Genomic DNA, 22,642 nt, shown 5'->3' with positions numbered 1-22,642 from the left:
ATGAAAACTATCGGGTTACTGATTCTGCTGGGTTCTATTTTCGGTGGATTTTTGATTGCCGGTGGCGAGATGGCTGCCATATGGCAACCAGCTGAAATTTTGATGATTGCTGGCGGCGCGTTTGGTGCATTTTTGATTGCTAACCCTATGGTGATTGTCAAAGCAACTGGGCGTCACCTGATGTATATGGCTAAGGGCACCGGTTTTAATCGTGCGTATTTTGATGAGCTGTTGAGTTTGATGTACGCCCTGTTTGAAATGGCACGAAAGAAAGGTGGTAATAAAATTCTGGAAGAACATATTGAATCACCGGACACCAGTGATGTATTTAAAAAGTATCCACTAGTCCTGAAAACACCCCATATCTACGGATTTATTGTTGAAAACCTGCGTCTTTCATTGGTGGATGGCGTTACTCCCAAAGAATATGAACATTTGATTGAGCAGGAAATTGGTAGCCGAGAACATGAAATGATGCGCCCTGCCATGGCGCTTCAGACAGTGGCTGATGCATTACCGGGTTTCGGTATTCTTGCTGCGGTTCTCGGTATTGTTATCACCATGGCATCAATCAACGGCCCGATGGATCAAATTGGTGCAAGCATTGCCGCAGCATTGACCGGAACCTTTCTCGGCGTGTTCTTCGCTTATGGACTGGTTGCTCCGGCAGCGACAGCCATTGGTCATTCAACGAATGATGAGCTTCAAGCATTTGACTGCATCAAGGTTGCACTGGCCAGCTACAAATCGGGTTTCCCGCCCATTGTTGCAGTGGATTCTGGCAGAAAGATTTTATACGGTGATTGCCGTCCAACCTCCACAGAGCTGGAGAAAATGTTGGAGAATCAAGGCGGATGAAGGCGAAACGCGGCGGTGGAGGAGGTCATCATGGTGGTTCCTGGAAGGTAGCACTTGCGGATTTTGCCATTGCCATGATGGCTTTGTTCTTGTTGCTTTGGGTTCTGAATGCAACAGACGATGATGCAAAATCAGCCATTGCCGCTTACTTTGAAGATCCCGGTGCTTTCCGTCATCAAAGCAGCTTAAGCCCTATTGATTTTGGTGGTCAGGATTCTCTGGTAGAAATCCCTAACCCCGGGCCAACTATGCGTGGCCGAGAAGGGCCGGAAATAATGAGTGATGGTAATGCCGAAACGCTGAATGAAGATCCGGATTTCAGAGATCTCATGGATGAACTCCAGCGATTGATCGGTGGTGATGACAGTGCCGGAGAATATGAAGACTTTATTTATCTAGAGCAGTTACAGGAAGGGGTTCGAATCGTCATTCTGGATAACGATAAACGGAATATGTTTGCCCGAGGAAGCTCAAGAATCAATCCATTCTTTCAGGATTTACTGCTAGAGCTGGCGCCAATCATTAATAAAATCGATCAACGGGTAATGATCAGTGGGCACACTGACAATTCAGGCTTTCAACGCAGGGATTATGGTAACTGGGAGCTTTCTGCTGCCAGAGCGCAAGTGGCAAGAAGAACACTCATTTTCGGGGGGTATGACGAAAATAAAGTGTTGATGGTGCTGGGCATGGCTGATCGAGTACCAAGAGATCCGGAACATCCAGAGTCCAGTGCCAACCGTCGTATAGAAATCATGGTTTTGGCAGAATATATGGAGCGTCAGGTAGAAAGGATGTTTGCTCCGGTTGAAGATGAAGATCATCAAAATCACCCTGGTCATCGCCTCGAAATGCACGATGCTTTTGAACGAGCAGCAAAAAACCAGTTGGATGTTTTAGATTGATTAAGCGCTATTGACTGGCTGATGGAGCCGCCTCAAGTAGCTTTTTAGTGTAGTGGTGTTGAGGTTGTTTAAGCACTTGTTCAGTTGTCCCCTGCTCAACAATTACCCCACCCTGCATGACTGCCACTCTATGAGCGATATGAGGAATGATCGAAAGATCATGAGTGATAAAGAGGTAGGAAACACTCAAATCTCGTTGCAATTCTAACAGTAAATCCAATACCTCCGAACGAATAGAAACATCAAGGGCGCTGGTGGGTTCATCGCAAATAATCAGATCGGGATCAACGGCCAAGGCTCTGGCAATAGCGATCCGCTGTCGTTGACCGCCGGAAAACTCATGTGGATAACGATGTCTGAGTTCTGGCTCCAGTTTTACTCTTGTCAACAATGACTCTATACGCTGTATTCGCTCAGCTTTTGATAACGCTACACCAAGGCTAACCATTCCCTCCTCAATAATATCGCTTACCGTCATTCGAGGGTTCATGGAGGAAAATGGGTTTTGAAAAATCACCTGAATTTTTTTTCGAAACGGTAACATACCTCTTCGGTTAAGTTTATTCAGGCAATGGTTGTTGTACCAGACATTGCCTGCGGTTGTTTTTTCCAGATTAAGAATAGCCCGCCCTACTGTCGTTTTCCCACAGCCTGACTCACCAACCAGAGCAAGAGTCTCGCCTTTGCAGATAGATAAATTGATACCGTCGACCGCTTTGGTGTAACCATGGACTCGTTGAAATAGCCCCTTACGCTGCGGAAAGTGAACGGCAAGGTTTTCGACTTTCAGAAGTGATGCTTCTTGTTCCAGAGAACGGTAGTCATCCATATCTGGCAGACAATCAATCAGTTGTCGGCTATAGACTTCTTTTGGGTTGGCAAAGAACGCTTCACAGTGGTTTTGCTCTATGATCTTTCCCTGATACATCACACCAACCTGATCAGCCGTTTCTCGGACAACGCCCATATCATGGGTAATCATCAATACAGCAAGCTGACGACTAACGGTTAACTCTTGGATCAGCTTAAGAGTCTGTTTTTGAATCGTGACATCGAGCGCCGAGGTGGGTTCATCTGCCAGCAGTACATCGGGTTCGCAGGCAAGGGCCATGGCAATCATCACCCGTTGCTGCTGGCCTCCGGACATTTGATGTGGATACCAATTCACTCGCTTTTCGGGTTCAGGCAGACCGACTTCACTGAACAGTTCAGCGATACGGGAATGTATTTCTATGGAGTTCAGTGAGGTATGAAGTTTCAGCGCCTCTGCTATTTGTTCACCCACGGTTTGCACTGGGTTTAAAGCCGTCAATGCATCCTGAAAGATCATGGCAATCCTTTTGCCTCGAATACCAGTCATTTGTCGTTCAGTAAGCGAAAACAAGTTTTTTTGGCTAAGAGAGACATTGCCTTTTGTTATTTTCAGAGCATCTGGCAACAGTCGTAAAATGGAATGTGACGTAACCGATTTGCCACTCCCTGATTCTCCAATCAGCGCGTAAATCTCCCCTTTTCTTAGATCAAAACTGACCTCTTGCAAAATAGGCGTGTACGGCGCATGCCTCAAGTTAACACTCAGGTTGTTAACGGATAACGCCAGATCGTGAGATGACTGATGGTTTGATGTAACAGTCTGCGCATTGTTATTGGTCATCACGCAGCCTCCAGTTTTGTTTTAGGATCAAAGGCATCGTTGACCAGATCGGAAAACAAGTTTACCGATAACACCAGAGTAAACATCAGGAAAAAGGCGCCACATAAATTCCACCAGATAGACGGCTCACGGGACAGTTCGGTGCTGGCGAGATTGATCATATTGCCCCAGCTGGCCATGGCTGGGTCGATACCCACACCGATGTAAGACAGCACCGCTTCTGCCAGCACAAGACCACTGAAATCCAGGACAAATGAAATAATAATAATATGGCTCAGATTAGGCAGGATATGACGTCTAATAATCTGGAAATGGCTGACCCCAAAGGCGTGGGCTGCCTGAACATAATCAAGTTGACTGATTTTCAGGGTCTCCGCGCGAAGTAAGCGACAGAGTGTTGTCCAACTGGTAATTCCCAAAATAAAGCAAAGCGCCAGAAATTTCGCATCCGCTTTTTCCAGACCAATCTGGAAATACTGAGGGTTATTATTGATCCATACCTGAAAAAGAAGTACTGAAGCAGCAATCAAAAGAAGACCGGGAATGGAAATTAACGTCGTATAAATGTACTGCACTGCATCGTCAATCCAGCCTTTGAAATAACCGGCCATCAACCCCAGAGTGATGGCGATAGGCATAGTGATTAATGTCGTGAGCGTGCCAATCAATACACCGGTTCGAATCCCTTTTAAACTTTCATAGAGTGTATCGTTTCCAGCCTGATCAGTGCCAAGTACGTGATACAGATTCCCCATGGTGATCAACCAGCTGAACAGTGCAAGGATGATAGCAAAGGTGATCCAGGCGGAATGCCAGGGTAATGGTTGAGCGTTATCCTGAGTATGCTGTTTTTTCAGCCAAGATACATGAAGCCCAATCAACACCAAGGCAATGAGCAGACCTATACAAATGCCAATTAGAGAGTTGCTCGCAATATCGCGATTAAACGACGAAGAATCATCTAAATGACTGCCCCCAAACGCGAGCTCAGGGTAGTCACGAACCCGTTCACCATCAGGCAGTAACAGATTCTCCTTATTCCATGATTTCAAAGCAAAGGGTGCAGAATAGGTTCTTTCGGGGCGCTCACCCATTTCACCAAGAACCAAGTCCAGCAAACTGTTCACCGTGTTGCTGTAATAGACTTGATCTGTTTTTTGTCCTTCCGTGGTCGGTAATGCTTTTCGAAAGTGCATAGAATCGACGAGGGCGACCACAACATAACTGAGGATAATGACAAATGTCGCCATTCCCAAACGAGTAGAAAACACCTGTCGCCAACGTTCCCGATTATGTGGATTTTGTTTCAGTGACCAGATAAACAGCGTGATAGCACCGGTGAGCAAAAAGATCAGCAGATCGCTCCAGAGAATGGTCACAAGAACAGGTGTATCGAAAAATACAGAGCTGATTTCAAAATCCATAGTGCATTCTGCTCCGTTATTTCAGTCGAACTCTGGGGTCGGCCCAGGTGTAAGAAATATCCGTCAGGATCAGGCCGATGATGTAAAGCACTGAGCCGAGAAACACCATTGCCCTGACAATGGCAAAATCTTGTGCGCGAATGGCATCCAGTAAATAGCTGCCCAGACCGGGAATGCTGAAAAACGATTCCATCACCAGGCTGCCCATAAACAGAGTGGGGATCACAACCACAACACCAGTGAGTATGGGTAGCATGGCATTGGGTAAGATGTGATGGAACAGCACACCAGTTTCGCTGACACCTTTGGCTCTGGCGGTTCTGGCAAAGTCTTGCCCGGAGACTTCAATAAATAATGATCGATACCAGCGGGCACCGGCACCAATGCCGGAAATTACCCCTATCAGAATGGGCAGAATCAAAAAACGCCAGCCGTCTATTCCATCATTAAACCCGGACACGGGAACAAGTCGTGCGGCTTTGGCCATAAAGTACTGGCCGAAGATGATGTAGAAAAGATAAGAAACCGACATCAGCGTGACAAAAAATCCAACGGCAAAACGATCGAGTTTACTGCCACGAAACATCAAGACTAACAGTGCCACGGTGATATTGACCCAAATACCGATGATGAAAGAAGGCAGTGCCAGAGCAAGGCTTGGCCCCATTCGGTTAGCAACATCGGAGCGTATGTTTCTGCCTTCATCGGATGCACCAAAATCGAAAGCAAACAGCTTGAGTGATTTATTGAAGAAGATGGTATCTGTCAGAGTGCTTATACCGCTGGCAGCGTTATTAAAAAATAAAGGCTGGTCATAACCTTTATCCACAATCCAGTGCTGAACGGCTTGTTCGGTGACATATTTATCCCCAAGGTGCGCTCTTGCCATATCTTCAGGGGTGTTGACGATAAAGAACAACGTAAAGGTCAGTAGATTGACCCCAATGAGTATTGGAATGGCATAACACAGTCTTCTAATTATGTAGTTAAACATGTTCTATTGTGCTCTCAGCCGGCTTTTATGAATCAATGTTTATGAAGCAATGTTTATGAAGTAATAGTCAGTTTCTGTCGTTGTCGATATGCTCTAATGCCCGGAATGATCAATAAAATAAAGAAGCCAAAGCTGGCAATAAGCGGCCAGACGATAGGCTGGTTCCACTCTTTTTGTTTCTGTTCTCTGAGTTCCGGGTCAACGCGGATATATTTCAACGTACCCTGATTGATGCCATGACGCTTCGTGTTGTACACCCATTGGTTGGAGAGGTAATACTCTTTGTTATTGAAACCCCAAATCCATGGGTTGTCTTTTTGCACCATCTCAATCATCTGGTCAATGGCGTCAAGGCGCTCAGGCCCATTGGTGAGCGTTTTTACTTTGTCGTACAGGCGGTCAAATTCAGGATTATCGTAATTAGTTGAATTGCTACCGTCGCATTTACACTGCACCAAACCCTGTCGACTATCTAAAAGAAACAAGAAATTTTCAGGATCTGGATAGTCTGCTAACCAACCCCAGCGAAAAATCTGGTTATTCCCCTGACGCATTTTTTCTTTAAAACGAGGATAGTCGGTGGTGCGGAACTCAAGCTGAATACCGATTTTCGCAAACTGTTTTTTCATCCAATCTGATGATGGGCTGGTGTCATTTGCCGTGGTGTCCATATAAAGGATTAACGGTTTGCCAGTCTTATGGTGTCGTCCATTAGGGTAGCCCGCTTCAGCGAGTAATTGTTTGGCGTACTCAATGGATTTTCGTCGTGGTGTTTTGCTGTGAGAATCCCAGTCAAAAATCCAGCGATTGGTGGCTTCTTCGCCTTCTTGATAACCGTAAAGGCCAGGAGGGATAGGCCCTTGAGCAACCTGACCAATGCCGTTGCGGAAGATATCAATGTATTCCTGATCGTTGTAAATAATGCTGATGGCGTATCGCAACTTTCGCTTATCTTCTGTGTAACCGCCAACTACCGGGTCGAGCATATTAAATCCGGTGTAATAAAGCGAAGGGCGAATTTCTTCATCGACGATGATGTTTCGTTGTTCCAGCTCAGGTGTCAGTTCAAGACCATCCGGCCCGACAGTAAAGGCATGATCGAAGGTGGCGGTATTGATATTCGGGTCACCATCGCCGGAGCGATCATAATATCCTTGAGTGAATTTACTCCACATAGACGTGGCGGCTTTTTCATAGCGGAAAATGGCTTTATCAATAAACGGCAGTGGTTTACCGGCATCAGCGAGGTAACCTTTTTCAAAGTCATCACCCGAACCTTCACTGGGGTAGAGCTCTGTTCGAAAGTTTGGATTTCTCTCCAACACAACCTCTCGGTTTGGGGAGTTTACCGTCATCATAAATGGGCCGGTACCGACCGGATTCCAATCCAGAGTCAGGTTTCGAGCCGGAAACCCCGGATTATGGTAGAAACGATCCGCTTCCCAGGGAATAGGCGCAAAGAAAGGAATCGACAACCAATATTGAAACTGTGGATAAATGCCTTTTATGCGAATGGAAAAGGTGTAGTCGTCCAGTTTGGTTAAACCTTCCATAGGGCGCTCACGAAGATCTAACCATTGTTTACCCGTTCTTGAGTCTTTCGCCCAATCGCCAAACGATTTCATGCCAACGATGTAATCGGACATCAAACCAATTAAAGGCGATTTGTTAATTGGGTCCGCCATGCGTTTGATCTGGTAGATGTAATCATCTGCTATCAGCTCCCGTGAACCAGTATCAGGGAAATCGCTCAGAAGTTTGTACTGCTCGCCTTCTTCAATGGTGTTGAATAGATAGGTTGATTTACCCTGGTCGTCTTTTGCTAAGGCAGGATGAGGTTGATAAAAAGTACCCCGCTTCAGTTGTATGGTGATGCGACTGAACGTTGCGTTCTCGCTATTGGATATTGGCTCCAGATTTTTATCCAGTAACTCAATCGTTGGCATCGCTGCGGCTGTTGCTGGCTCCAGCTCATAAGGTCTTTTCAAAAAGTGGTATTGCAGTGGAGGTTCGTAGATTTGATCAATAAACAGCTTTTCTTCAGCACTGTAAGAGCGAACGGGGTCAAGGTGCTTAGGGCGGGTGATAAAGCTACCAAAGTAAGTAACCTCGCTTTCTTTGGTCGTTGGGTTCGGGTCATTCCACGGACCAGAGCATCCTGAAAGCAGCACCGCTATCAATAGCGTCACGATGCTTTTTTCAAAGAGGCTGCGCTGCATGATCTTTCTCATTATTCTTATCAATATATAGAATCGAAGCTTGCAACAGTTACTAGCAGCCTACTGCATCAGCATAGAAAAAGCCAAATGAAGACAGAGGCCAGAAGTGAAACAAGCCTGGCTTATATGGCCAGGCGTCGTTCAAAATAAGCGATGATTTGAGTCGCAATAAAATTAATAAGCAGGTAAATGCTGCCTGCGATTAGCAGTGGCTCCAATGGGCTGAAATACTCAGAAGCAATCTCTTTATAGACGCCAGTGACGTCCATAATCGTAATGGTGCTGGCCAGTGACGAAGATTTCACCATCAGGATGACTTCATTTCCATAAGCAGGCAACGACTGCCTTATGGCCAGTGGGAAAGTGATTCGCCGGAAAATCTGGGATTTTTTCATCCCAATGGCTGCGCCCGCCTCCAGTAAATCCAGTGGTACCGATTTTATGCCGCCACGAATAATTTCTGCAGTATAGGCCGCGGTATTCAAAGAAAGTGCTAGTACTGCACAAAACCATGGCTCCCGGAACAGGTGCCACAAACCGACAGCGGTTAGCTCTTGTCGAAATTGGCCAGAGCCGTAGTAAATCAAAAAGATTTGTATCAACAGAGGTGAGGAGCGAAAAATATAAACAAAAAGATTCGCAGGTCGGTTGATAAACCAAGCCTTTTGTAATGCACCGAGAGCCACCAGTACGGCAAGAATAAAACCAATCAATAGCGATGATCCAACCAGCCCTAATGTGGTGGGCAAGGCGCTGAAAATGGCTGGAACTGATTCCGAAATAATATCCCAATCCATACTAATTCACCCTGACGCCTTTTTCGGCTTTGGCTTCCAGAAATTTATAACCTTTGTCGGACAGTGACGCTAACACCAGAAAGAGAATCAAGCCGGTTATAAAAAAGAGAAATGGCTTTTTCTCACTGCCGGCGCCCATCTGGGCAATCCGAACAATTTCAGTTAAACCAATAACAGAAATCAAAGACGTTTCTTTCAACGTCAGTTGCCATACATTGCCGAGGCCGGGCAAGGCAAAGCGTATGGCTTGAGGTGCCAGAATGCGCCTGAAACGTGAAAATGTGGGCATGCCAATGGCTTTCGCCGCTTCAATGGTGCCCACCGGAACGGCTTGAACAGCACCTCGGATCACCTCCGTAGAATAAGCGCCAGAACTTAAGCCAATACAAATCACACCCATAACAAACACAGGCAGTTCAATATAGTCGTCAATACCAAAAAAGCTGTTGGCAATGCTCATTAACAACACACTGCTGCCATAAAAAATCAGATAAATGACCAGTAATTCAGGAATGCCCCGAACAACGGTGGTATAGACATTGGCAAAAAAAGTCAGGCTACGACGCTTGCTGAGCTTCATGGCTGCAGCAGCAATAGCAATGACCAAACCTAGAAGAAAGGAGCAACTGGCAACGGCGAGGGTCATTAATGTTGCAAAGAAAAATTCATCCCCCCAACCTGAGTCTCCCCAGCTTAAAATCGTAGCATCCATGGTTATTTTCTCTAACAGCTTTAAGACGTTGCACCCAATGTCGTGCAAATATACGGCACTGGGTGCTTACCATGAGTGGCTATAGATTATTTAGCAGCGGCATCAAAGTCGAACCATTTTTGAGCCATTGCGGAGAGCGTACCATCGGCAACCATGGAGTCGATAGCGACAGAGAATTGATCAGCCAGAGCCTGATCTTTTTTCCGGAAGCCCAAGCCGACGCCTTCACCGAAAGGTCCTTCAGTAACGCCTGGTCCAACAGTTAGCAGGTTTTTGCCTTCTTCTTTGGAAAGCAGCTTGTGCCAGTAGCTCATGGCAGCCAGTGCGATATCAACACGACCAGCTTGAAGGTCCAGGTCCAGCTGTTCCTGAGTGGCATAGGTGCGAATATCGATCTCGTCTTTCAGGTATTCTTTCAGGAAATTCAGGTGAATGGTGCCTTTCTGAACGCCAACGGTTTTACCGTCGAGCGCCTTTTTTAGCGCCATCAGAGCGGCCTGTTCTTTGTCGTCCATATCACCAAGGGCAAGGTTTTCTACTTCGGTAGAAAAGTCTTTCAATGGCGAGTCGTCACTGACAACAAAGAACGCTGGAGAGGAGGCATAGGCACGGGAAAAGGCGATTTTTTTCTTACGCTTGTCGGTAATGGACATGCCGGCAATGATGACATCGAACTTACCCTGCTGCAGGGAAGGAATAATGCCATCCCAAGCAGTTTGTTGCAGGCTGCACTCAACCTTTGCCCGAGCGCAAAGCTCATCGGCCAGCTCAATTTCAAAACCTTCCAGTTGCCCGGCGCTGTTAACGGCATTCCACGGAGGATAGGCGCCTTCGGTAGCCAGTCTGATGACATTGTCAGCTTGAGCGCTCATGATGCCCATTGAAAATGCCGCAGCGAGGGCACCGGTTTTGATCAGATTTTTCATAAAGATCCTCTTAAATTCTTCTTATTCTTCTGTACAAGATATTCCCTGATCTTAGACAGTATTTGAGCAAAAATGATCCATTAATGGATAGTCTTGCTGCAGACGCTATTTACTAAACCATAACAATTATTCATAGACAACTATTCATCATAGATAATCAGAAAAACGTCAACTGTCGTTTTATGGGTTGCGCATACAAAACCGGATTGCTATCTTGAAAACGCCTTGAAATGGCAAGAAATAGATCATTATAAAAACAAAGTTGATGAGAGTTGATGAGAAATTATGCCAAGTACCCCTGCTGCGATTCAACTTAAAGATATCCATAAGTCCTACGGTAGCCTTGACGTTTTAAAGGGTGTCTCTCTGGATGCACATAACGGGGAAGTTATCTCCATTATAGGTTCCAGCGGCTCTGGAAAAAGCACCTTGCTTCGCTGCATTAATTTATTGGAACAGCCTAGTCAGGGCGAGATCATCATTAATGGCCAACCGCTTGAGTTGAAGGCTGGCAAGGGTGGTGATCTGGAAGCGGTCGATCAGCGACAAATTCAAGATATGCGACAAAAACTGGGCTTCGTATTTCAAAATTTTAACTTATGGCCCCATATGACGGTGCTGGAAAATATCATCGAAGGCCCAACACTGATTTTGAAGCAGGATCGCGCAGAGACGATCGAAAAAGCCAGAGTATTAATGGATAAAGTTGGGCTCAGTGATAAAGCAGACTTTTACCCATCCATGTTGTCTGGTGGTCAGCAGCAGCGAGTGTCTATTGCCCGGGCATTGGCTATGGAGCCTGATGCGCTGTTGTTTGATGAGCCTACATCCGCACTGGACCCTGAGTTAGTTAGTGAAGTGCTGAAGGTGATTCGAGCGTTGGCTGATGAAGGGCGAACGATGCTGATAGTTACCCATGAGATGGGTTTTGCACGAGAAGTGTCCAATAAAGTGATGTTTCTCCATGAAGGGAAAGTTGAGGAGTTTGGTACCCCGGAACAAGTCTTTGACAACCCAACCTCTCAGCGTTGCCGGGAATTTCTTTCTTCAGTTCTTTGATAGTTTCAGAGTAGGAAAATGACTCACACCGTTTCAACTATCCCGTTATTGTCGCCAACACCGGGTATTCAAAGGCACTTGAAAGTTCATCGGTTTGGCCAGGAGCGATCTGGTCTGAAAATCTATCTTCAAGCGGCACTCCATGCGGACGAATGGCCGGGATTGTTAACTTTGCAGCACCTGATCGGCCTTCTGAAAAAGGTGGATCAGAGCGGTGGTATTAATGGTGAGGTGGTTATCGTCCCCTATGCAAATCCGATAGGGATGGATCAACGAATCAATGGTGTGGTGCTTGGTAGGCACTCTTTCAGTGCGCAGGGCAATTTCAATAGAGATTGGCCGGATCTCAGCAACGTTGCTATTGAAGCTGCCGAGCATAGCAATAGCGAAAATAAAGTCCCCGCCATTAAACAGGCATTGAAAAAAGCAGTAGGCAGGTTGCAGAAAACAACACCGCTGGATGAATTAAAAGCGGTATTGCTTCATGAATCCATTGATGCAGATATTGTGCTTGATGTGCACTGTGATTCAGAAGCACTGACGCATATTTATTGCAATAAACGACAACAGACTGAAAGTCTGGAGTTGGCACAGGATGTTGCCTGTCCGGTTTTATTAATGGAAGACATGCCGGATGGAAATCCGTTCGACTCAGCACAGATCAAACCCTGGCTGGCAGTTGAACATTTAGGTGTACCCATGGGTTGTCATTCTGTGACGTTGGAGTTGAGAGGTCAGTCCGATGTCAGTGATCAGTTGGCGTTACCTGATGCGGAAGGCATCCTGCGGTTTATGGTAAGGCGAGGCGTGATCAGCGAAGTTCAGACAGAAATAGCGGCGATTGAAATACAACAAAGTAATCTTGAAGCGGTGGACAGTGTGCGGAGCCCGGGTGCCGGCATTATTGTCTGGCATAAACAGTTAGGTGACGTGGTCAGACAAGGCGAAACAGTGGCCAGTATTGTCGACCCCGATGCGGACGATCCAGAAACGGGTCGCTCACCGGTGTTAGCTCGCACAACAGGCATTTTATTCTCAAGGGAGCGAGATGTACTGGTTGGGCCAGGCGATCGCATCGCCAAGATTGCAGGCAATGACAACCTTGAAAATATTTACGGTGGAGGATTACTGTCTTTATAGGAATATAAAGACAGTAAGTTTCAGGAAGTGGTGGGCCCACCAGGACTTGAACCTGGGACCAACGGATTATGAGTCCGCTGCTCTGACCAACTGAGCTATAGGCCCTGAAGCGGGTTGGATTATACGCATAGAATTGTCTGCTCGCCAACCCTGTTATCGTCTTTTGGTGGTATTTCCTTATAGGTCTTCGTTGTTCCGGTTTTGAGACTAAAGCTCTGTTGATTAAGGGTGCTCGCACTGGCTTCATTAATAGAGGATAATGAATACACGTAGCGCATCCATATATTGGAACGCCATTATCAGGATTTCAAGATACCAAGCCTGACCGGTGACGGACGAGGAAACTATGGCGCTGGATAAGTTGAAGAAAACAGTTCAATCAGGAATTCAGGCTTTTTCTGGCCTGATCCATGGGAAGGCCGTTCTTATTGGCGTTGGTGTTCTGGCGATTTTGTTGTCGCTGCTCGGCTGGTATTGGAGTCAGGAGCCTGAACCCTTTTCTGTTCAGGCAAATGCGGAAAAAGTCGCGACGGCCAATGGTAATGAGGTGGTGACTGGTTACACGACCACGTCCACCCTTTATACGCTGTCAGACACACTGCTCACCAAACCAGGTGGCTTCCTGCGTAACGATATTATGCCTCCCAGTGTGTTGATGGATAATATGCCCAGCTGGGAGCTGGGTGTACTGATTCAGGTGCGGGATATGGCTCGTGCATTGCGCAAAGATTTTAGTCGGTCTCAGTCACAGTCCAGCGAAGATCCGGATCTGGCGGTGGCCGAACCTCAGTTTAATTTTGATGCCAAAAGTTGGATTCTTCCTTCCAGTGAGCGTGAATATCAGCGCGGTATCGATAAACTGCAAAGTTATATGCAGCGCCTGTCTGATCCTAATGAGTCGGCACAGTTTTATACCCGGGCAGATAATCTGACCCGCTGGCTGAGCGATGTAGAAACCCGCTTGGGCAGTCTTTCTCAACGACTGAGTGCCAGCGTTGGTAAACCGCGTTTAAACACCGATCTGGCCGGTGATGCCAATGCTTCACAATCCACTGATGGTGCAGTGCTGGTGGATGTGAAAACACCCTGGTCGCAAATTGATGATGTCTTTTATGAGGCTCGTGGTACTTCCTGGGCGCTGATTCATCTGCTGAAAGCCATCGAAGTGGATTTTGGTGATGTGTTGGAAAAGAAAAATGCCACGGTGAGCGTTCGGCAGATTATCCGCGAATTGGAAGCCACTCAGGATACCGTTTGGAGCCCGATGATTCTGAACGGTTCTGGTTTTGGGCTTCTGGCCAATCACTCATTGGTCATGGCGAATTATATTTCCCGGGCTAATGCGGCGATTATTGATTTGCGTAGATTACTGGAGCAAGGTTAACGTCCTTGCTGTTCTATATAAGAAGCCTTCTATATGAAGGCTTCTTTTTTTGAAACTGAAAATATTATGAATAGTGTATCAAAACTGAGCCAACAGCTGGCCTTCATCACCGAGGTAGAAAAGCTTAAGGCGGTTTATCGTAGAACGGTTGTTAAGCCGGATGATAATCGCCATGAGAACAGCGCCGAACACAGTTGGCATATTGCCGTTCAAGCGGCTGTGTTGCAGGAATATGCCGAAGAGCCGGTGGATATTCTACGTGTTATCAAAATGCTATTGATTCACGATGTAGTGGAAATTGATGCCGGCGATACGTTTGCCTTTGCGGATCAGGCGGAATTGTCGGGCCAGAATGCCAAAGAGCTGGAAGCGGCAAACCGTTTATTTGGTTTGTTGCCGGAAGAGCAGGAGAAAGAGTACAAACAGCTTTGGCTGGAGTTTGAAGAGCTCGAAACGGCCGATTCCCGTTTTGCCAAGGTGATGGATTGCTATTTGCCGTTTCTTCAGAACATGGCGAATAACGGCGGCACCTGGGCAAAATACGGGATTACCCGCACTCAGGTAGTAAAGCGCAATCAATACCTTGAAACACTGGCACCAAAGCTTTGGGCGTTCCTGCAAGAACAGATCGATGTTTGTATCCGTAATGGTTGGTTGAAGGATATCTAATCATGGGTAGAAACGGTGAAAGCCGATTGGTGTACTCCACCGATGCGGGGCGAATAAAGGAAAAGCCAGTTAACGAAGATGTTGCCGGCGATGGCAATGTCCGGGTTCGTCCTGAGAAGAAAGGGCGGGGCGGCAAAGTGGTCACGGTAATCAGCGGTTTGCCAATGGCGGGGAATGATCTGAAAGCTTATGCCAAACAGCTGAAAAAACGCTGCGGCGGTGGAGGCGCTGTAAAGGATGGTTGTGTCGAGCTTCAGGGGGATCACGTAGATGTGATGGTGGAATTCCTGAAGAAAGAAGGGTACGACGCAAAAAGATCCGGCGGTTAACCCGCCGGTGAGAAACCCTGTGGGTCTCTTTTACTGAACTCTCAGCAAGTTAGACAGTGCTGGATTCGGCTTTTTGGCCGGTTTGAAGATCAGGGCGATTTTGCCAATCGTCTGGATCAAGTCTGAATTCGTGGCGCTGAGCAGCTGGCTGATCAGTTGCTGGCGAGCATCGCGATCGCCAATGGCGAACTTCACTTTGATCAGTTCATGATCGTTCAGCGCTCTCATGGTTTCTTCAACCACGCCTTCGGTCAGGCCTTTGTCTGCCACCATAACCACTGGGTTCAGGTTGTGGCCAATAGAACGAAAATGCTTCTTTTTTGCTGCGTTTAAACTCATAACTGCTTCCTGATTACGGGTAAATCAAGCCATGGGTTTAAAGCGGCAGGCTTACCTGAAATCGTTTATTAACCGGGGATAGCGGGCAAAACGTTTATTCTGCCGATCGGATCGCTGGTGTCTGGGGATGATGTTGACGCCCTATTTTATGACTTTCCCCTGAATGGCAGCAACCTGTTGTGTACTATTTGTCCTTAATAGTGTCAATTTTGTTCCCCTGATCATCAGAATCAAGATGAAAGGGCTGTTTGATGCCCAGCTACAACGGCTGTCACATTGAACTCTTGTCAGAAAAAATGGTCAAACCCTGAAAATAAGCATTAGCTATCAAACAGGGAATTTTAATGAGAAGTAGTATCCTCGACATCATCAAACAAACTCTGATTTATGGTTTGTTATCTGTTACTTTCACTTTTGCACTGACCGTAAACGCCCATGTGGGCGCAGTGTCGAAAGAATCGTCGACGATTGAAGAGCCATCAGCCAATAAAGAGCCGTCAGCGAGTCAAGAAAAGCCGTCAGATAGCCAAGAGATATCTGCCGATCATTATATTCCCTATGACGAGTTTATCGATGAAGATTCATCGGAGGATGACAGTGATTCGGGCTTAGACTTGGAGTCTGCTCCTGCTGAAGATCAGGGGTGTTCCTACGAAGAAGCATTTCAGTCATTATCTGACCATCCAGAGCATCTTTATCCTTATGATTATCTGTCGTCTTTACTGGCAGACCAAGGGCAGGCATCTATTAAACTATTTGTTTATGGCAGCCTGATGGATTGTCGCTCTGCGTCTCAAACACTCTGCGCAAGTACATTAAAAACCCGTGAACTTGCCAGGGCTTATGGTGTGAAAACCATTTATAACCGCTCAGTACCTTATGTGTTTTCACCTCATTGGGGTGTGCCGGAAAATCCCTATGCTATTGCCATGCTGAATACTGCGGTTTCCCAACGATATGAAGATGTTGCATTAGGTATTTTGCTGGATATTCCTGTGAGCAGTATTACGCCGTTGCTGGCCCGTGAAGTGGGTTATGATTTGAAACCTGTGGTTGTGCAATCTTGGTCAGAGCCGAAAGGCAATGTATCTCATCGTTCTGGTCAGTACAAAGTCGCCTACATTTTAAGCTCTCCTACGCCCAGTCAGTATACAGGAGCGCACCTGTTACCCAGAGAAGGTTATTATCAGCGGGTGATGGAAGCAGCGAAATCCAATGGTGAGCACTTTTATAAAGAATGGCTGGAAAACACCTATCTTGCTGATGGCGTTACTACGGTGGGCTACTATGAACTGTACAGAGATAAAGTGATGAACGAGTTTGACCAATACGATTATGCGGCTTGTGTCGGATTGTAATTTAGAGCTTACTTACTTTATGAGCTAATCTTTTCTTATCTCCAGCTGTCCCCTTCATAATCTATCGGATATTATTCTTCCTTATTGGAAATTACTGCGATGTAAAAGTCATGTGCAGTGTATTTCCAGTGTCTGGATATTTTAGAGTACCCAATTTTAAAACTATGGCGAGATCCAAAAGCAGTGGTCGCTGGTTGAAAGAGCACTTTGATGACCCGTATGTAAAGCAATCGCAAAAAGATGGGTGGCGATCCCGTGCCAGCTATAAACTGCTGGAAATACAGGAAAAGGATAAAATCCTTCGTCCCGGAATGCGCGTGGTTGATTTAGGCGCTGCGCCCGGTGGCTGGTCTCAAGTAGCGATTCAGCTGGTGGGCGATCAGGGTCGAGTTGTTGCGTCTGATATCTTGCCCATGGATGGCATTGCCGATGTGGATTTTGTGCAGGGCGATTTTACCGAAGATGCAGTGCTTGAACAGATTCTGGAAACCATCGGATCTGATCAGGTAGACCTTGTAATTTCCGATATGGCCCCCAATATGAGTGGAGCACTCACTGTTGACCAGCCTAATGCTATGTACCTGGTGGAACTTGCATTGGATTTATCCAGACAGGTACTCCGTAAAGGTGGTGTTTTTCTGGTGAAAGTATTTCAGGGGGAGGGCTTTGATGCTTACCTGAAAGACATGAAAACCAGTTTTGACAAAGTACAAACCCGAAAGCCGACGGCTTCAAGGGCGCGTTCAAGGGAAGTGTATCTGCTGGCTTCTGGCTTCAGGGGATAATACGATAATAGGGTACATATATCAGCATTATAGAAGACATTCACTGTCACACCGAAAGCCGATCGTGTATCGTTAACGATAACATTACTACAACTCCAGCGGGCCAGGGAAACGTCCTCATCAAAAACGATTACCTGAGTCTTAAGTACGCTCAAGAGAGGTTAGCCCCTTGAATGATATGGCAAAAAATTTGATTCTCTGGGTCATCATCGCCTTGGTGCTATTGACCGTATTCAAAAATTTTGACGGCATGCAGTCGTCTACTCAAAAGGTCGCCTACTCCGATTTCATAAGTCAGGTAGAAAATCGTCAGGTCAGCAAAGTGTTGATTGATGGATTTACTATTACTGGCACCATGAGTAATGGTGAGCGTTTTGAAACCAACCTGCCACCGGCAGTGCCAGACAACAAATTGATGGACGAGTTGTTGCTTGGCAAAGTGCAGGTGGATTCCAAGCCGATTGAAAAACAAAGTATCTGGACTCAGTTGCTGGTTGCCAGCTTCCCGATTCTGGTGATTCTCGCGGTCTTCATGTTCTTTATGCGTCAGATGCAGGGCGGCGGCGGTGGCCGTGGGGGTCCAATGAGCTTCGGTAAAAGCAAAGCGCGTTTGCTGTCTGAAGATCAGATCAAAACCACATTTGCTGATGTAGCCGGCGTTGAAGAAGCCAAAGAAGATGTGCAGGAACTGGTGGACTTCCTGAAAGATCCTGGCAAGTTCCAGCGTCTCGGTGGTCGTATTCCCCGCGGTGTGCTGATGGTAGGCCCTCCGGGTACCGGTAAAACGCTGATCGCTAAAGCCATTGCTGGTGAAGCCAAAGTACCGTTCTTTACTATATCCGGTTCCGATTTTGTTGAGATGTTTGTGGGCGTGGGTGCGTCCCGTGTCCGTGACATGTTTGAACAGGCCAAGAAACAGGCACCTTGCATCATCTTTATTGATGAGATTGATGCGGTGGGTCGTCACCGTGGTGCCGGCATGGGCGGTGGTCACGACGAGCGTGAGCAAACCCTTAACCAGCTTCTGGTGGAGATGGATGGCTTTGAAGGAAACGACGGTATTATTGTAATTGCCGCCACTAACCGTCCGGACGTTCTGGATCCAGCACTACTGCGCCCTGGTCGTTTTGACCGTCAGGTTGTGGTTGGTCTGCCAGACATCCGTGGTCGTGAACAGATTCTAAAAGTACACATGCGTAAAGTACCTGTCTCCGACAATGTGCAACCGGCAGTTATTGCCCGCGGTACACCAGGATTCTCCGGTGCTGATCTGGCGAACCTCGTGAACGAAGCTGCGTTGTTTGCTGCTCGTGCTAATCAACGCACAGTGGGCCAGAAAGAGTTTGATCAGGCTAAAGATAAAATCATGATGGGTGCCGAGCGCAAGTCCATGGTGATGAGTGATAAAGAGAAAAGTAATACGGCATTCCATGAAGCAGGCCACGCCATTGTTGGGCGCATGGTTCCTGATCATGATCCGGTTTACAAGGTCAGTATCATTCCTCGCGGACGAGCACTGGGTGTCACCATGTTCTTGCCAGAAGAAGATCGTTACAGCCAGAGCAAAGAAGCGCTGCTCAGTCAGATCTGTTCGCTCTTTGGTGGTCGAATTGCAGAAGAGATGACGCTGGGCAAAGACGGTGTGACCACCGGCGCCTCCAACGACATCCAGCGTGCTACTCAAATTGCTCGGAGCATGGTTACTAAGTGGGGCTTATCTGAAAAGCTTGGCCCGCTGCAGTACGACAGTGAAGATGGCGAAGTCTTCCTCGGTAAGAGTTATGGTCACGGTAATTCGGGTATGAATGTGTCCGGTGAAACGGCCAAACTGATTGATCAAGAAGTGCGTTTCTTTATTGATGATAGCTACAACCGTGCTTACAAAATTCTTGAAGATAACCGCGACAAGCTGGATGCGATGGCTGCAGCACTGATGCAGTACGAAACCATCGACAGCGACCAGATTGATGACATCATGGAAGGTCGCCCGGTTCGTCCACCGAAAGATTCTGGTGATCAGGATAACAACGATAGCGGTATCAATGCCTCTGCTGGTGATGGAGAATCCAAAAACGATACTCCAGACAGTAAAGACAGTGATAAGCCTATCGGCGGTCCCGCCGGCGAACACTGATCTTAAATAGGTCTATAGTTGCAGGGCAGGTTTTATACCTGCCCTTTTTTGTATCTGAAAAAAATGAATAAAAGTCTGACTTGGGGTGTTTAATGAGTAATGACTTTCAGTTGGGTGGGTTTCTACTGGATTGTGCAGGCAAAGCGCTGGATTTAAGTAAGCCTAAAGTCATGGGTATTCTGAACGTTACGCCGGATTCTTTTTATGAGGGGAGCCGGTGCCGGGATGGCTGGTTAAAGTTAGCTGAGCAAATGGTGCTGGACGGTGCGGATATTTTAGATATCGGCGGAGAATCGACTCGCCCTGGTGCTTCAGGCGCACTCAGTCAGGAAGAAGAGCTAGAGAGAGTATTACCGGTCATTGAAGGTTTAAACTCAAGGTTGGATGTTATTCTATCGGTGGACACCAGTTCCCCTCTGGTAATGGCTGAAACCGTGAAGGCTGGAGCGGGTCTAATTAATGATGTGCGAGCACTGTATCGTGATGGTGCCCTTGAAGCGGCTGCTTCCACCGCTGTTCCTATTGTCTTGATGCACTCTCTGGTAGAACAACCTGAACCCGGTTTTGTCCCTGTATACGACGATGTGGTGGCAGAAGTCGGCGAATACCTTGCGTCAGTAGTGGCGAGGTGTGAACAAGCAGGTATTGCAAAAGAACGTCTCATTATTGATCCGGGCTTTGGCGGTGGAATGTTTGGGAAAACACCTCAGTATGACCTGCAAATACTAAAAGGCTATCGTCGTTTTCATAAGTATGGCTTGCCTCTGTTTGCAGGAGTGTCCCGAAAATCCTTTGTTGGTTCCACGCTGAATCGTGATACGGAAGAGCGGCTACCGGGTAGTCTGGCTGCCGCTATGCTGGCTGCTCAGGCAGGGGCGCACATCATTAGAGTTCATGATGTACGAGAAACGGTGGACGTTTTGCGATTACTTCAGGCGGTAGAAGAAGCGTGATCAGCCAATGTAGAACACTGGTAGTTTATGATGAGGAATGACATTATTACCGCCTATCGTATCTGGGTGAATTTGGTAAGCGGCTATGGCTCGTAAATATTTTGGTACCGATGGTATTCGCGGTAAGGTCGGTGAGTTTCCTATCACGCCTGATTTCGTTCTCAAGCTTGGCTGGGCTGCTGGCCGTGTATTGGCGGACCAGGGTGAAGGTAAAGTCATCATTGGCAAAGATACCCGCATTTCTGGCTACATGTTTGAGTCTGCCCTGGAAGCTGGCCTCTCTGCTGCCGGTATCGATGTTGTACTGACTGGACCAATGCCAACACCAGCCATTGCCTACCTGACACGCACTTTTAACGGTCAGGCCGGAATTGTGATCAGTGCTTCCCATAATCCATTTTACGACAATGGTATTAAGTTTTTTGCCGGTGACGGTAACAAACTTTCCGATGAAGTTGAGTTGAAAATAGAAGCCCTGCTGGACTCCGATATTGACGTGGTTCCGTCAGAGAAGCTGGGTAAGGTAAGCCGCCTTGATGATGCCGCTGGCCGTTATATTGAATACTGTAAGGCCAGCACTGCTCCACAGTTGGATCTCCGGGGTATGAAGATCGTTGTGGATGCCGGTCATGGTGCTACCTATCAGGTAGGCCCGGCTGTTTTTCGTGAACTGGGTGCAGATGTCGTTGTTATGGGTGTCAAGCCTGATGGTGTCAACATCAATGAAGATGCTGGGTCAACAAAGCCGGAAGGGATGGCCGATATGGTTCTCGAAACTGGGGCTGACCTCGGAATCGCTTTTGATGGTGATGGCGACCGCGTTATCATGGTAGACGACAAAGGAACTATTATTGATGGCGATCAGCTACTGTATATTATAGCCATGGATCGTAAAAATCGTGGAGGGCTCCAAGGTGGTGTAGTTGGCACCTTGATGACCAATCTGGGTATGGAAAATGCCCTAAAAGAAGCAGATGTTCCTTTTGCGAGAGCCAATGTCGGTGACCGCTATGTGAATGAAATGCTGTTGGCTAACGGCTGGCAGTTGGGTGGCGAATCCTCCGGACACATTATCTGTCGTGATGTTTCTACGACCGGTGATGGTATTGTATCGGCATTGCAGGTGCTTAAGGCTGTGCAAAACGCGGGTAAATCCATGTCAGAGTTGGTAGCAGCTATTTCACTTTATCCGCAGACCATGATCAACGTTCGTGTTCAGCACAAGCGTGATACTAGCACCATCCCATGTATTGTTAATGCAGTGAGACAAGCTGAACTGGAAATGGCAGGGAAAGGCCGGGTATTGTTAAGAGCGTCAGGAACAGAGCCTGTTATCCGTGTGATGGTCGAGGGGGAAGATGGCACAGAAGTACAGTCTCAGGCTGAAAAGCTGGCAACTATTGTTGAGCATGAGATGGCTTAGAACCTGAGGCTTCGGCTGGGTACTGGTCTTCGAAGTGAACTGTTTTTTTTGATGAGTTTTGCAAAAGGGTATCCGTTTCAATGGCTGCCCTAGGTTCCGAGCTAACTCGATTGTTATCAGGTGATGTTGATTTCAGGTTCGATAACTCAACAACATCTGTTTCAGTATTACTTTTTGATTTTTCCTGTTGGGCAGGACACAGCTTTTTATGCACCTTGCAAGGAAGAGTCACTGCACGCTTCACTATACTCATGGCAATATTCCCGGCAATACCTCCAGCAAAGGCTCCGGCTGGTATAGGCCACAGTGCGGTAGCGTAGAAAATACCTACAGCATATGCCCCTCCCAGTGAGCCTGCTATTGACCCCGCTATATTTGGGATGCTTTCCGCTTCCTTCACCAGTCGGTTCACAAAAACCGGGCATTCTAAACCAAAACTCATTTGAAACATACGGTTCTAAATGAGCAGATAAATTGATCCAAAGCATGAAACGAAAAACGATTCAAGACGTATAATTACAGATCATTTTTTGCCATAACTATTCGATTCATGCTTAAAGTCCTACACGATAAATGGAAT

At 47.0% G+C, this 22,642-nt stretch carries 21 protein-coding genes and 1 tRNA gene; 12 read left to right on the top strand and 10 right to left on the bottom strand.

The genetic code is table 11. The features are described 5' to 3' along the window. Both motA and AKL11_RS03725 read left to right on the top strand, forming a co-directional pair. Window positions 1–858, top strand: a complete 858-nt coding sequence (motA, locus tag AKL11_RS03730; RefSeq protein ID WP_067515233.1) for a flagellar motor stator protein MotA — start codon at window positions 1–3, stop codon at window positions 856–858. Further along, the gene (locus AKL11_RS03725; protein WP_067515232.1) at window positions 855–1,763 is read left to right on the top strand and encodes an OmpA family protein; all 909 of its coding nucleotides are present in this window, start codon (window positions 855–857) and stop codon (window positions 1,761–1,763) included. The genes motA and AKL11_RS03725 overlap by 4 nt, the downstream gene beginning before the upstream one ends. 7 nt (window positions 1,764–1,770) lie before the next feature. On the opposite strand, the gene AKL11_RS03720 is transcribed toward AKL11_RS03725, so the two are convergent. From AKL11_RS03720 to AKL11_RS03690, 7 genes are all read right to left on the bottom strand, one after another. Then, entirely contained in the window at window positions 1,771–3,417 is a 1,647-nt protein-coding gene (locus tag AKL11_RS03720) for an ABC transporter ATP-binding protein (RefSeq protein WP_067515231.1), read from the bottom strand. After that, complete coding sequence (locus AKL11_RS03715; protein ID WP_067515230.1) at window positions 3,417–4,841, bottom strand: ABC transporter permease; 1,425 nt, start codon at window positions 4,839–4,841, stop codon at window positions 3,417–3,419. Before AKL11_RS03715 ends, AKL11_RS03720 begins: the two co-directional genes overlap by 1 nt. Window positions 4,842–4,857: 16 nt before the next feature. After that, window positions 4,858–5,835 carry an ABC transporter permease gene (locus AKL11_RS03710; protein WP_067515229.1) on the bottom strand — a complete coding sequence of 326 codons (978 nt, stop codon included), beginning with the start codon at window positions 5,833–5,835 and terminating at the stop codon, window positions 4,858–4,860. Window positions 5,836–5,888: 53 nt separating this feature from the next. Next, window positions 5,889–8,054 (bottom strand): ABC transporter substrate-binding protein, encoded by a 2,166-nt coding sequence (locus tag AKL11_RS03705; protein WP_067515228.1) that lies wholly within the window; start codon window positions 8,052–8,054, stop codon window positions 5,889–5,891. A gap of 122 nt (window positions 8,055–8,176) precedes the next feature. Continuing rightward, window positions 8,177–8,851 (bottom strand): ABC transporter permease, encoded by a 675-nt coding sequence (locus AKL11_RS03700; protein WP_067515227.1) that lies wholly within the window; start codon window positions 8,849–8,851, stop codon window positions 8,177–8,179. Between the two features lies 1 nt (window position 8,852). Beyond that, window positions 8,853–9,563 carry an ABC transporter permease gene (locus tag AKL11_RS03695; RefSeq protein ID WP_067515226.1) on the bottom strand — a complete coding sequence of 237 codons (711 nt, stop codon included), beginning with the start codon at window positions 9,561–9,563 and terminating at the stop codon, window positions 8,853–8,855. A gap of 86 nt (window positions 9,564–9,649) precedes the next feature. Beyond that, a complete protein-coding gene (locus AKL11_RS03690) occupies window positions 9,650–10,489 on the bottom strand; it encodes a transporter substrate-binding domain-containing protein (RefSeq protein WP_067515225.1) in 840 nt (279 codons plus the stop codon). Between the two features lie 285 nt (window positions 10,490–10,774). Between AKL11_RS03690 and AKL11_RS03685 the strand changes: the two genes are divergently transcribed. Both AKL11_RS03685 and AKL11_RS03680 read left to right on the top strand, forming a co-directional pair. Next, a complete protein-coding gene (locus AKL11_RS03685; protein WP_067515224.1) occupies window positions 10,775–11,548 on the top strand; it encodes an ABC transporter ATP-binding protein in 774 nt (257 codons plus the stop codon). A gap of 18 nt (window positions 11,549–11,566) precedes the next feature. Continuing rightward, on the top strand, window positions 11,567–12,688 hold the full coding sequence (locus AKL11_RS03680) for a succinylglutamate desuccinylase/aspartoacylase family protein (RefSeq protein ID WP_067515223.1): 1,122 nt from the start codon (window positions 11,567–11,569) through the stop codon (window positions 12,686–12,688). A gap of 28 nt (window positions 12,689–12,716) precedes the next feature. Here AKL11_RS03680 and AKL11_RS03675 read toward each other — a convergent pair. Beyond that, a tRNA-Ile gene (locus AKL11_RS03675) sits at window positions 12,717–12,793 on the bottom strand. A 241-nt stretch (window positions 12,794–13,034) separates the two neighbouring features. Here AKL11_RS03675 and AKL11_RS03670 point away from each other — a divergent pair. The 3 genes from AKL11_RS03670 to yciH all read left to right on the top strand — a co-directional run bounded on the left by AKL11_RS03670 (window position 13,035) and on the right by yciH (window position 15,070). Then, the gene (locus AKL11_RS03670) at window positions 13,035–14,072 is read left to right on the top strand and encodes a DUF2333 family protein (protein WP_067515383.1); all 1,038 of its coding nucleotides are present in this window, start codon (window positions 13,035–13,037) and stop codon (window positions 14,070–14,072) included. Window positions 14,073–14,138: 66 nt separating this feature from the next. Next, the gene (locus AKL11_RS03665; protein ID WP_067515382.1) at window positions 14,139–14,741 is read left to right on the top strand and encodes an HD domain-containing protein; all 603 of its coding nucleotides are present in this window, start codon (window positions 14,139–14,141) and stop codon (window positions 14,739–14,741) included. 2 nt (window positions 14,742–14,743) lie between these two features. Further along, complete coding sequence (gene yciH / locus AKL11_RS03660) at window positions 14,744–15,070, top strand: stress response translation initiation inhibitor YciH (RefSeq protein WP_067515222.1); 327 nt, start codon at window positions 14,744–14,746, stop codon at window positions 15,068–15,070. 30 nt (window positions 15,071–15,100) lie between these two features. Here the strand turns inward: yciH and AKL11_RS03655 are convergent, their stop codons facing one another. Beyond that, entirely contained in the window at window positions 15,101–15,409 is a 309-nt protein-coding gene (locus tag AKL11_RS03655; protein ID WP_067515221.1) for a YhbY family RNA-binding protein, read from the bottom strand. Window positions 15,410–15,753: 344 nt separating this feature from the next. On the opposite strand from AKL11_RS03655, the gene AKL11_RS03650 reads away from it, so the two are divergent. The 5 genes from AKL11_RS03650 (at window position 15,754) to glmM (ending at window position 22,062) form a co-directional block, all read left to right on the top strand. Then, window positions 15,754–16,767 (top strand): hypothetical protein, encoded by a 1,014-nt coding sequence (locus tag AKL11_RS03650; protein ID WP_067515220.1) that lies wholly within the window; start codon window positions 15,754–15,756, stop codon window positions 16,765–16,767. 164 nt (window positions 16,768–16,931) lie between these two features. Further along, window positions 16,932–17,552: a 23S rRNA (uridine(2552)-2'-O)-methyltransferase RlmE gene (rlmE, locus tag AKL11_RS03645; protein ID WP_067515219.1), complete on the top strand. Its 621-nt coding sequence runs from the start codon at window positions 16,932–16,934 to the stop codon at window positions 17,550–17,552. 178 nt (window positions 17,553–17,730) lie between these two features. Further along, window positions 17,731–19,686 (top strand): ATP-dependent zinc metalloprotease FtsH, encoded by a 1,956-nt coding sequence (gene ftsH / locus AKL11_RS03640; RefSeq protein WP_067515218.1) that lies wholly within the window; start codon window positions 17,731–17,733, stop codon window positions 19,684–19,686. Between the two features lie 92 nt (window positions 19,687–19,778). Then, on the top strand, window positions 19,779–20,639 hold the full coding sequence (gene folP, locus AKL11_RS03635; protein WP_067515217.1) for a dihydropteroate synthase: 861 nt from the start codon (window positions 19,779–19,781) through the stop codon (window positions 20,637–20,639). 85 nt (window positions 20,640–20,724) lie between these two features. Continuing rightward, on the top strand, window positions 20,725–22,062 hold the full coding sequence (gene glmM / locus AKL11_RS03630; RefSeq protein WP_067515216.1) for a phosphoglucosamine mutase: 1,338 nt from the start codon (window positions 20,725–20,727) through the stop codon (window positions 22,060–22,062). On the opposite strand, the gene AKL11_RS03625 is transcribed toward glmM, so the two are convergent. After that, window positions 22,037–22,513: a hypothetical protein gene (locus tag AKL11_RS03625; protein WP_067515215.1), complete on the bottom strand. Its 477-nt coding sequence runs from the start codon at window positions 22,511–22,513 to the stop codon at window positions 22,037–22,039. The two genes, glmM and AKL11_RS03625, sit on opposite strands and share 26 nt — an antisense overlap. Between the last annotated feature and the right edge of the window lie 129 nt (window positions 22,514–22,642).

It is taken from the genome of Endozoicomonas ascidiicola (assembly GCF_001646945.1).
In the GTDB taxonomy this organism is placed as follows: domain Bacteria; phylum Pseudomonadota; class Gammaproteobacteria; order Pseudomonadales; family Endozoicomonadaceae; genus Endozoicomonas; species Endozoicomonas ascidiicola.
This window is presented reverse-complemented; position numbering and strand designations above follow the sequence as displayed.

Bases quoted from the DNA above. Each gene is read 5' to 3' on its own strand.
- motA (WP_067515233.1), top strand. From the start codon at position 1: ATGAAAACTATCGGGTTACTGATTCTGCTGGGTTCTATTTTCGGTGGA.
- AKL11_RS03725 (WP_067515232.1), top strand. From the start codon at position 855: ATGAAGGCGAAACGCGGCGGTGGAGGAGGTCATCATGGTGGTTCCTGG.
- AKL11_RS03720 (WP_067515231.1), bottom strand. From the start codon at position 3,417: ATGACCAATAACAATGCGCAGACTGTTACATCAAACCATCAGTCATCT.
- AKL11_RS03715 (WP_067515230.1), bottom strand. From the start codon at position 4,841: ATGGATTTTGAAATCAGCTCTGTATTTTTCGATACACCTGTTCTTGTG.
- AKL11_RS03710 (WP_067515229.1), bottom strand. From the start codon at position 5,835: ATGTTTAACTACATAATTAGAAGACTGTGTTATGCCATTCCAATACTC.
- AKL11_RS03705 (WP_067515228.1), bottom strand. From the start codon at position 8,054: ATGCAGCGCAGCCTCTTTGAAAAAAGCATCGTGACGCTATTGATAGCG.
- AKL11_RS03700 (WP_067515227.1), bottom strand. From the start codon at position 8,851: ATGGATTGGGATATTATTTCGGAATCAGTTCCAGCCATTTTCAGCGCC.
- AKL11_RS03695 (WP_067515226.1), bottom strand. From the start codon at position 9,563: ATGGATGCTACGATTTTAAGCTGGGGAGACTCAGGTTGGGGGGATGAA.
- AKL11_RS03690 (WP_067515225.1), bottom strand. From the start codon at position 10,489: ATGAAAAATCTGATCAAAACCGGTGCCCTCGCTGCGGCATTTTCAATG.
- AKL11_RS03685 (WP_067515224.1), top strand. From the start codon at position 10,775: ATGCCAAGTACCCCTGCTGCGATTCAACTTAAAGATATCCATAAGTCC.
- AKL11_RS03680 (WP_067515223.1), top strand. From the start codon at position 11,567: ATGACTCACACCGTTTCAACTATCCCGTTATTGTCGCCAACACCGGGT.
- AKL11_RS03670 (WP_067515383.1), top strand. From the start codon at position 13,035: ATGGCGCTGGATAAGTTGAAGAAAACAGTTCAATCAGGAATTCAGGCT.
- AKL11_RS03665 (WP_067515382.1), top strand. From the start codon at position 14,139: ATGAATAGTGTATCAAAACTGAGCCAACAGCTGGCCTTCATCACCGAG.
- yciH (WP_067515222.1), top strand. From the start codon at position 14,744: ATGGGTAGAAACGGTGAAAGCCGATTGGTGTACTCCACCGATGCGGGG.
- AKL11_RS03655 (WP_067515221.1), bottom strand. From the start codon at position 15,409: ATGAGTTTAAACGCAGCAAAAAAGAAGCATTTTCGTTCTATTGGCCAC.
- AKL11_RS03650 (WP_067515220.1), top strand. From the start codon at position 15,754: ATGAGAAGTAGTATCCTCGACATCATCAAACAAACTCTGATTTATGGT.
- rlmE (WP_067515219.1), top strand. From the start codon at position 16,932: ATGGCGAGATCCAAAAGCAGTGGTCGCTGGTTGAAAGAGCACTTTGAT.
- ftsH (WP_067515218.1), top strand. From the start codon at position 17,731: ATGGCAAAAAATTTGATTCTCTGGGTCATCATCGCCTTGGTGCTATTG.
- folP (WP_067515217.1), top strand. From the start codon at position 19,779: ATGAGTAATGACTTTCAGTTGGGTGGGTTTCTACTGGATTGTGCAGGC.
- glmM (WP_067515216.1), top strand. From the start codon at position 20,725: ATGGCTCGTAAATATTTTGGTACCGATGGTATTCGCGGTAAGGTCGGT.
- AKL11_RS03625 (WP_067515215.1), bottom strand. From the start codon at position 22,513: ATGTTTCAAATGAGTTTTGGTTTAGAATGCCCGGTTTTTGTGAACCGA.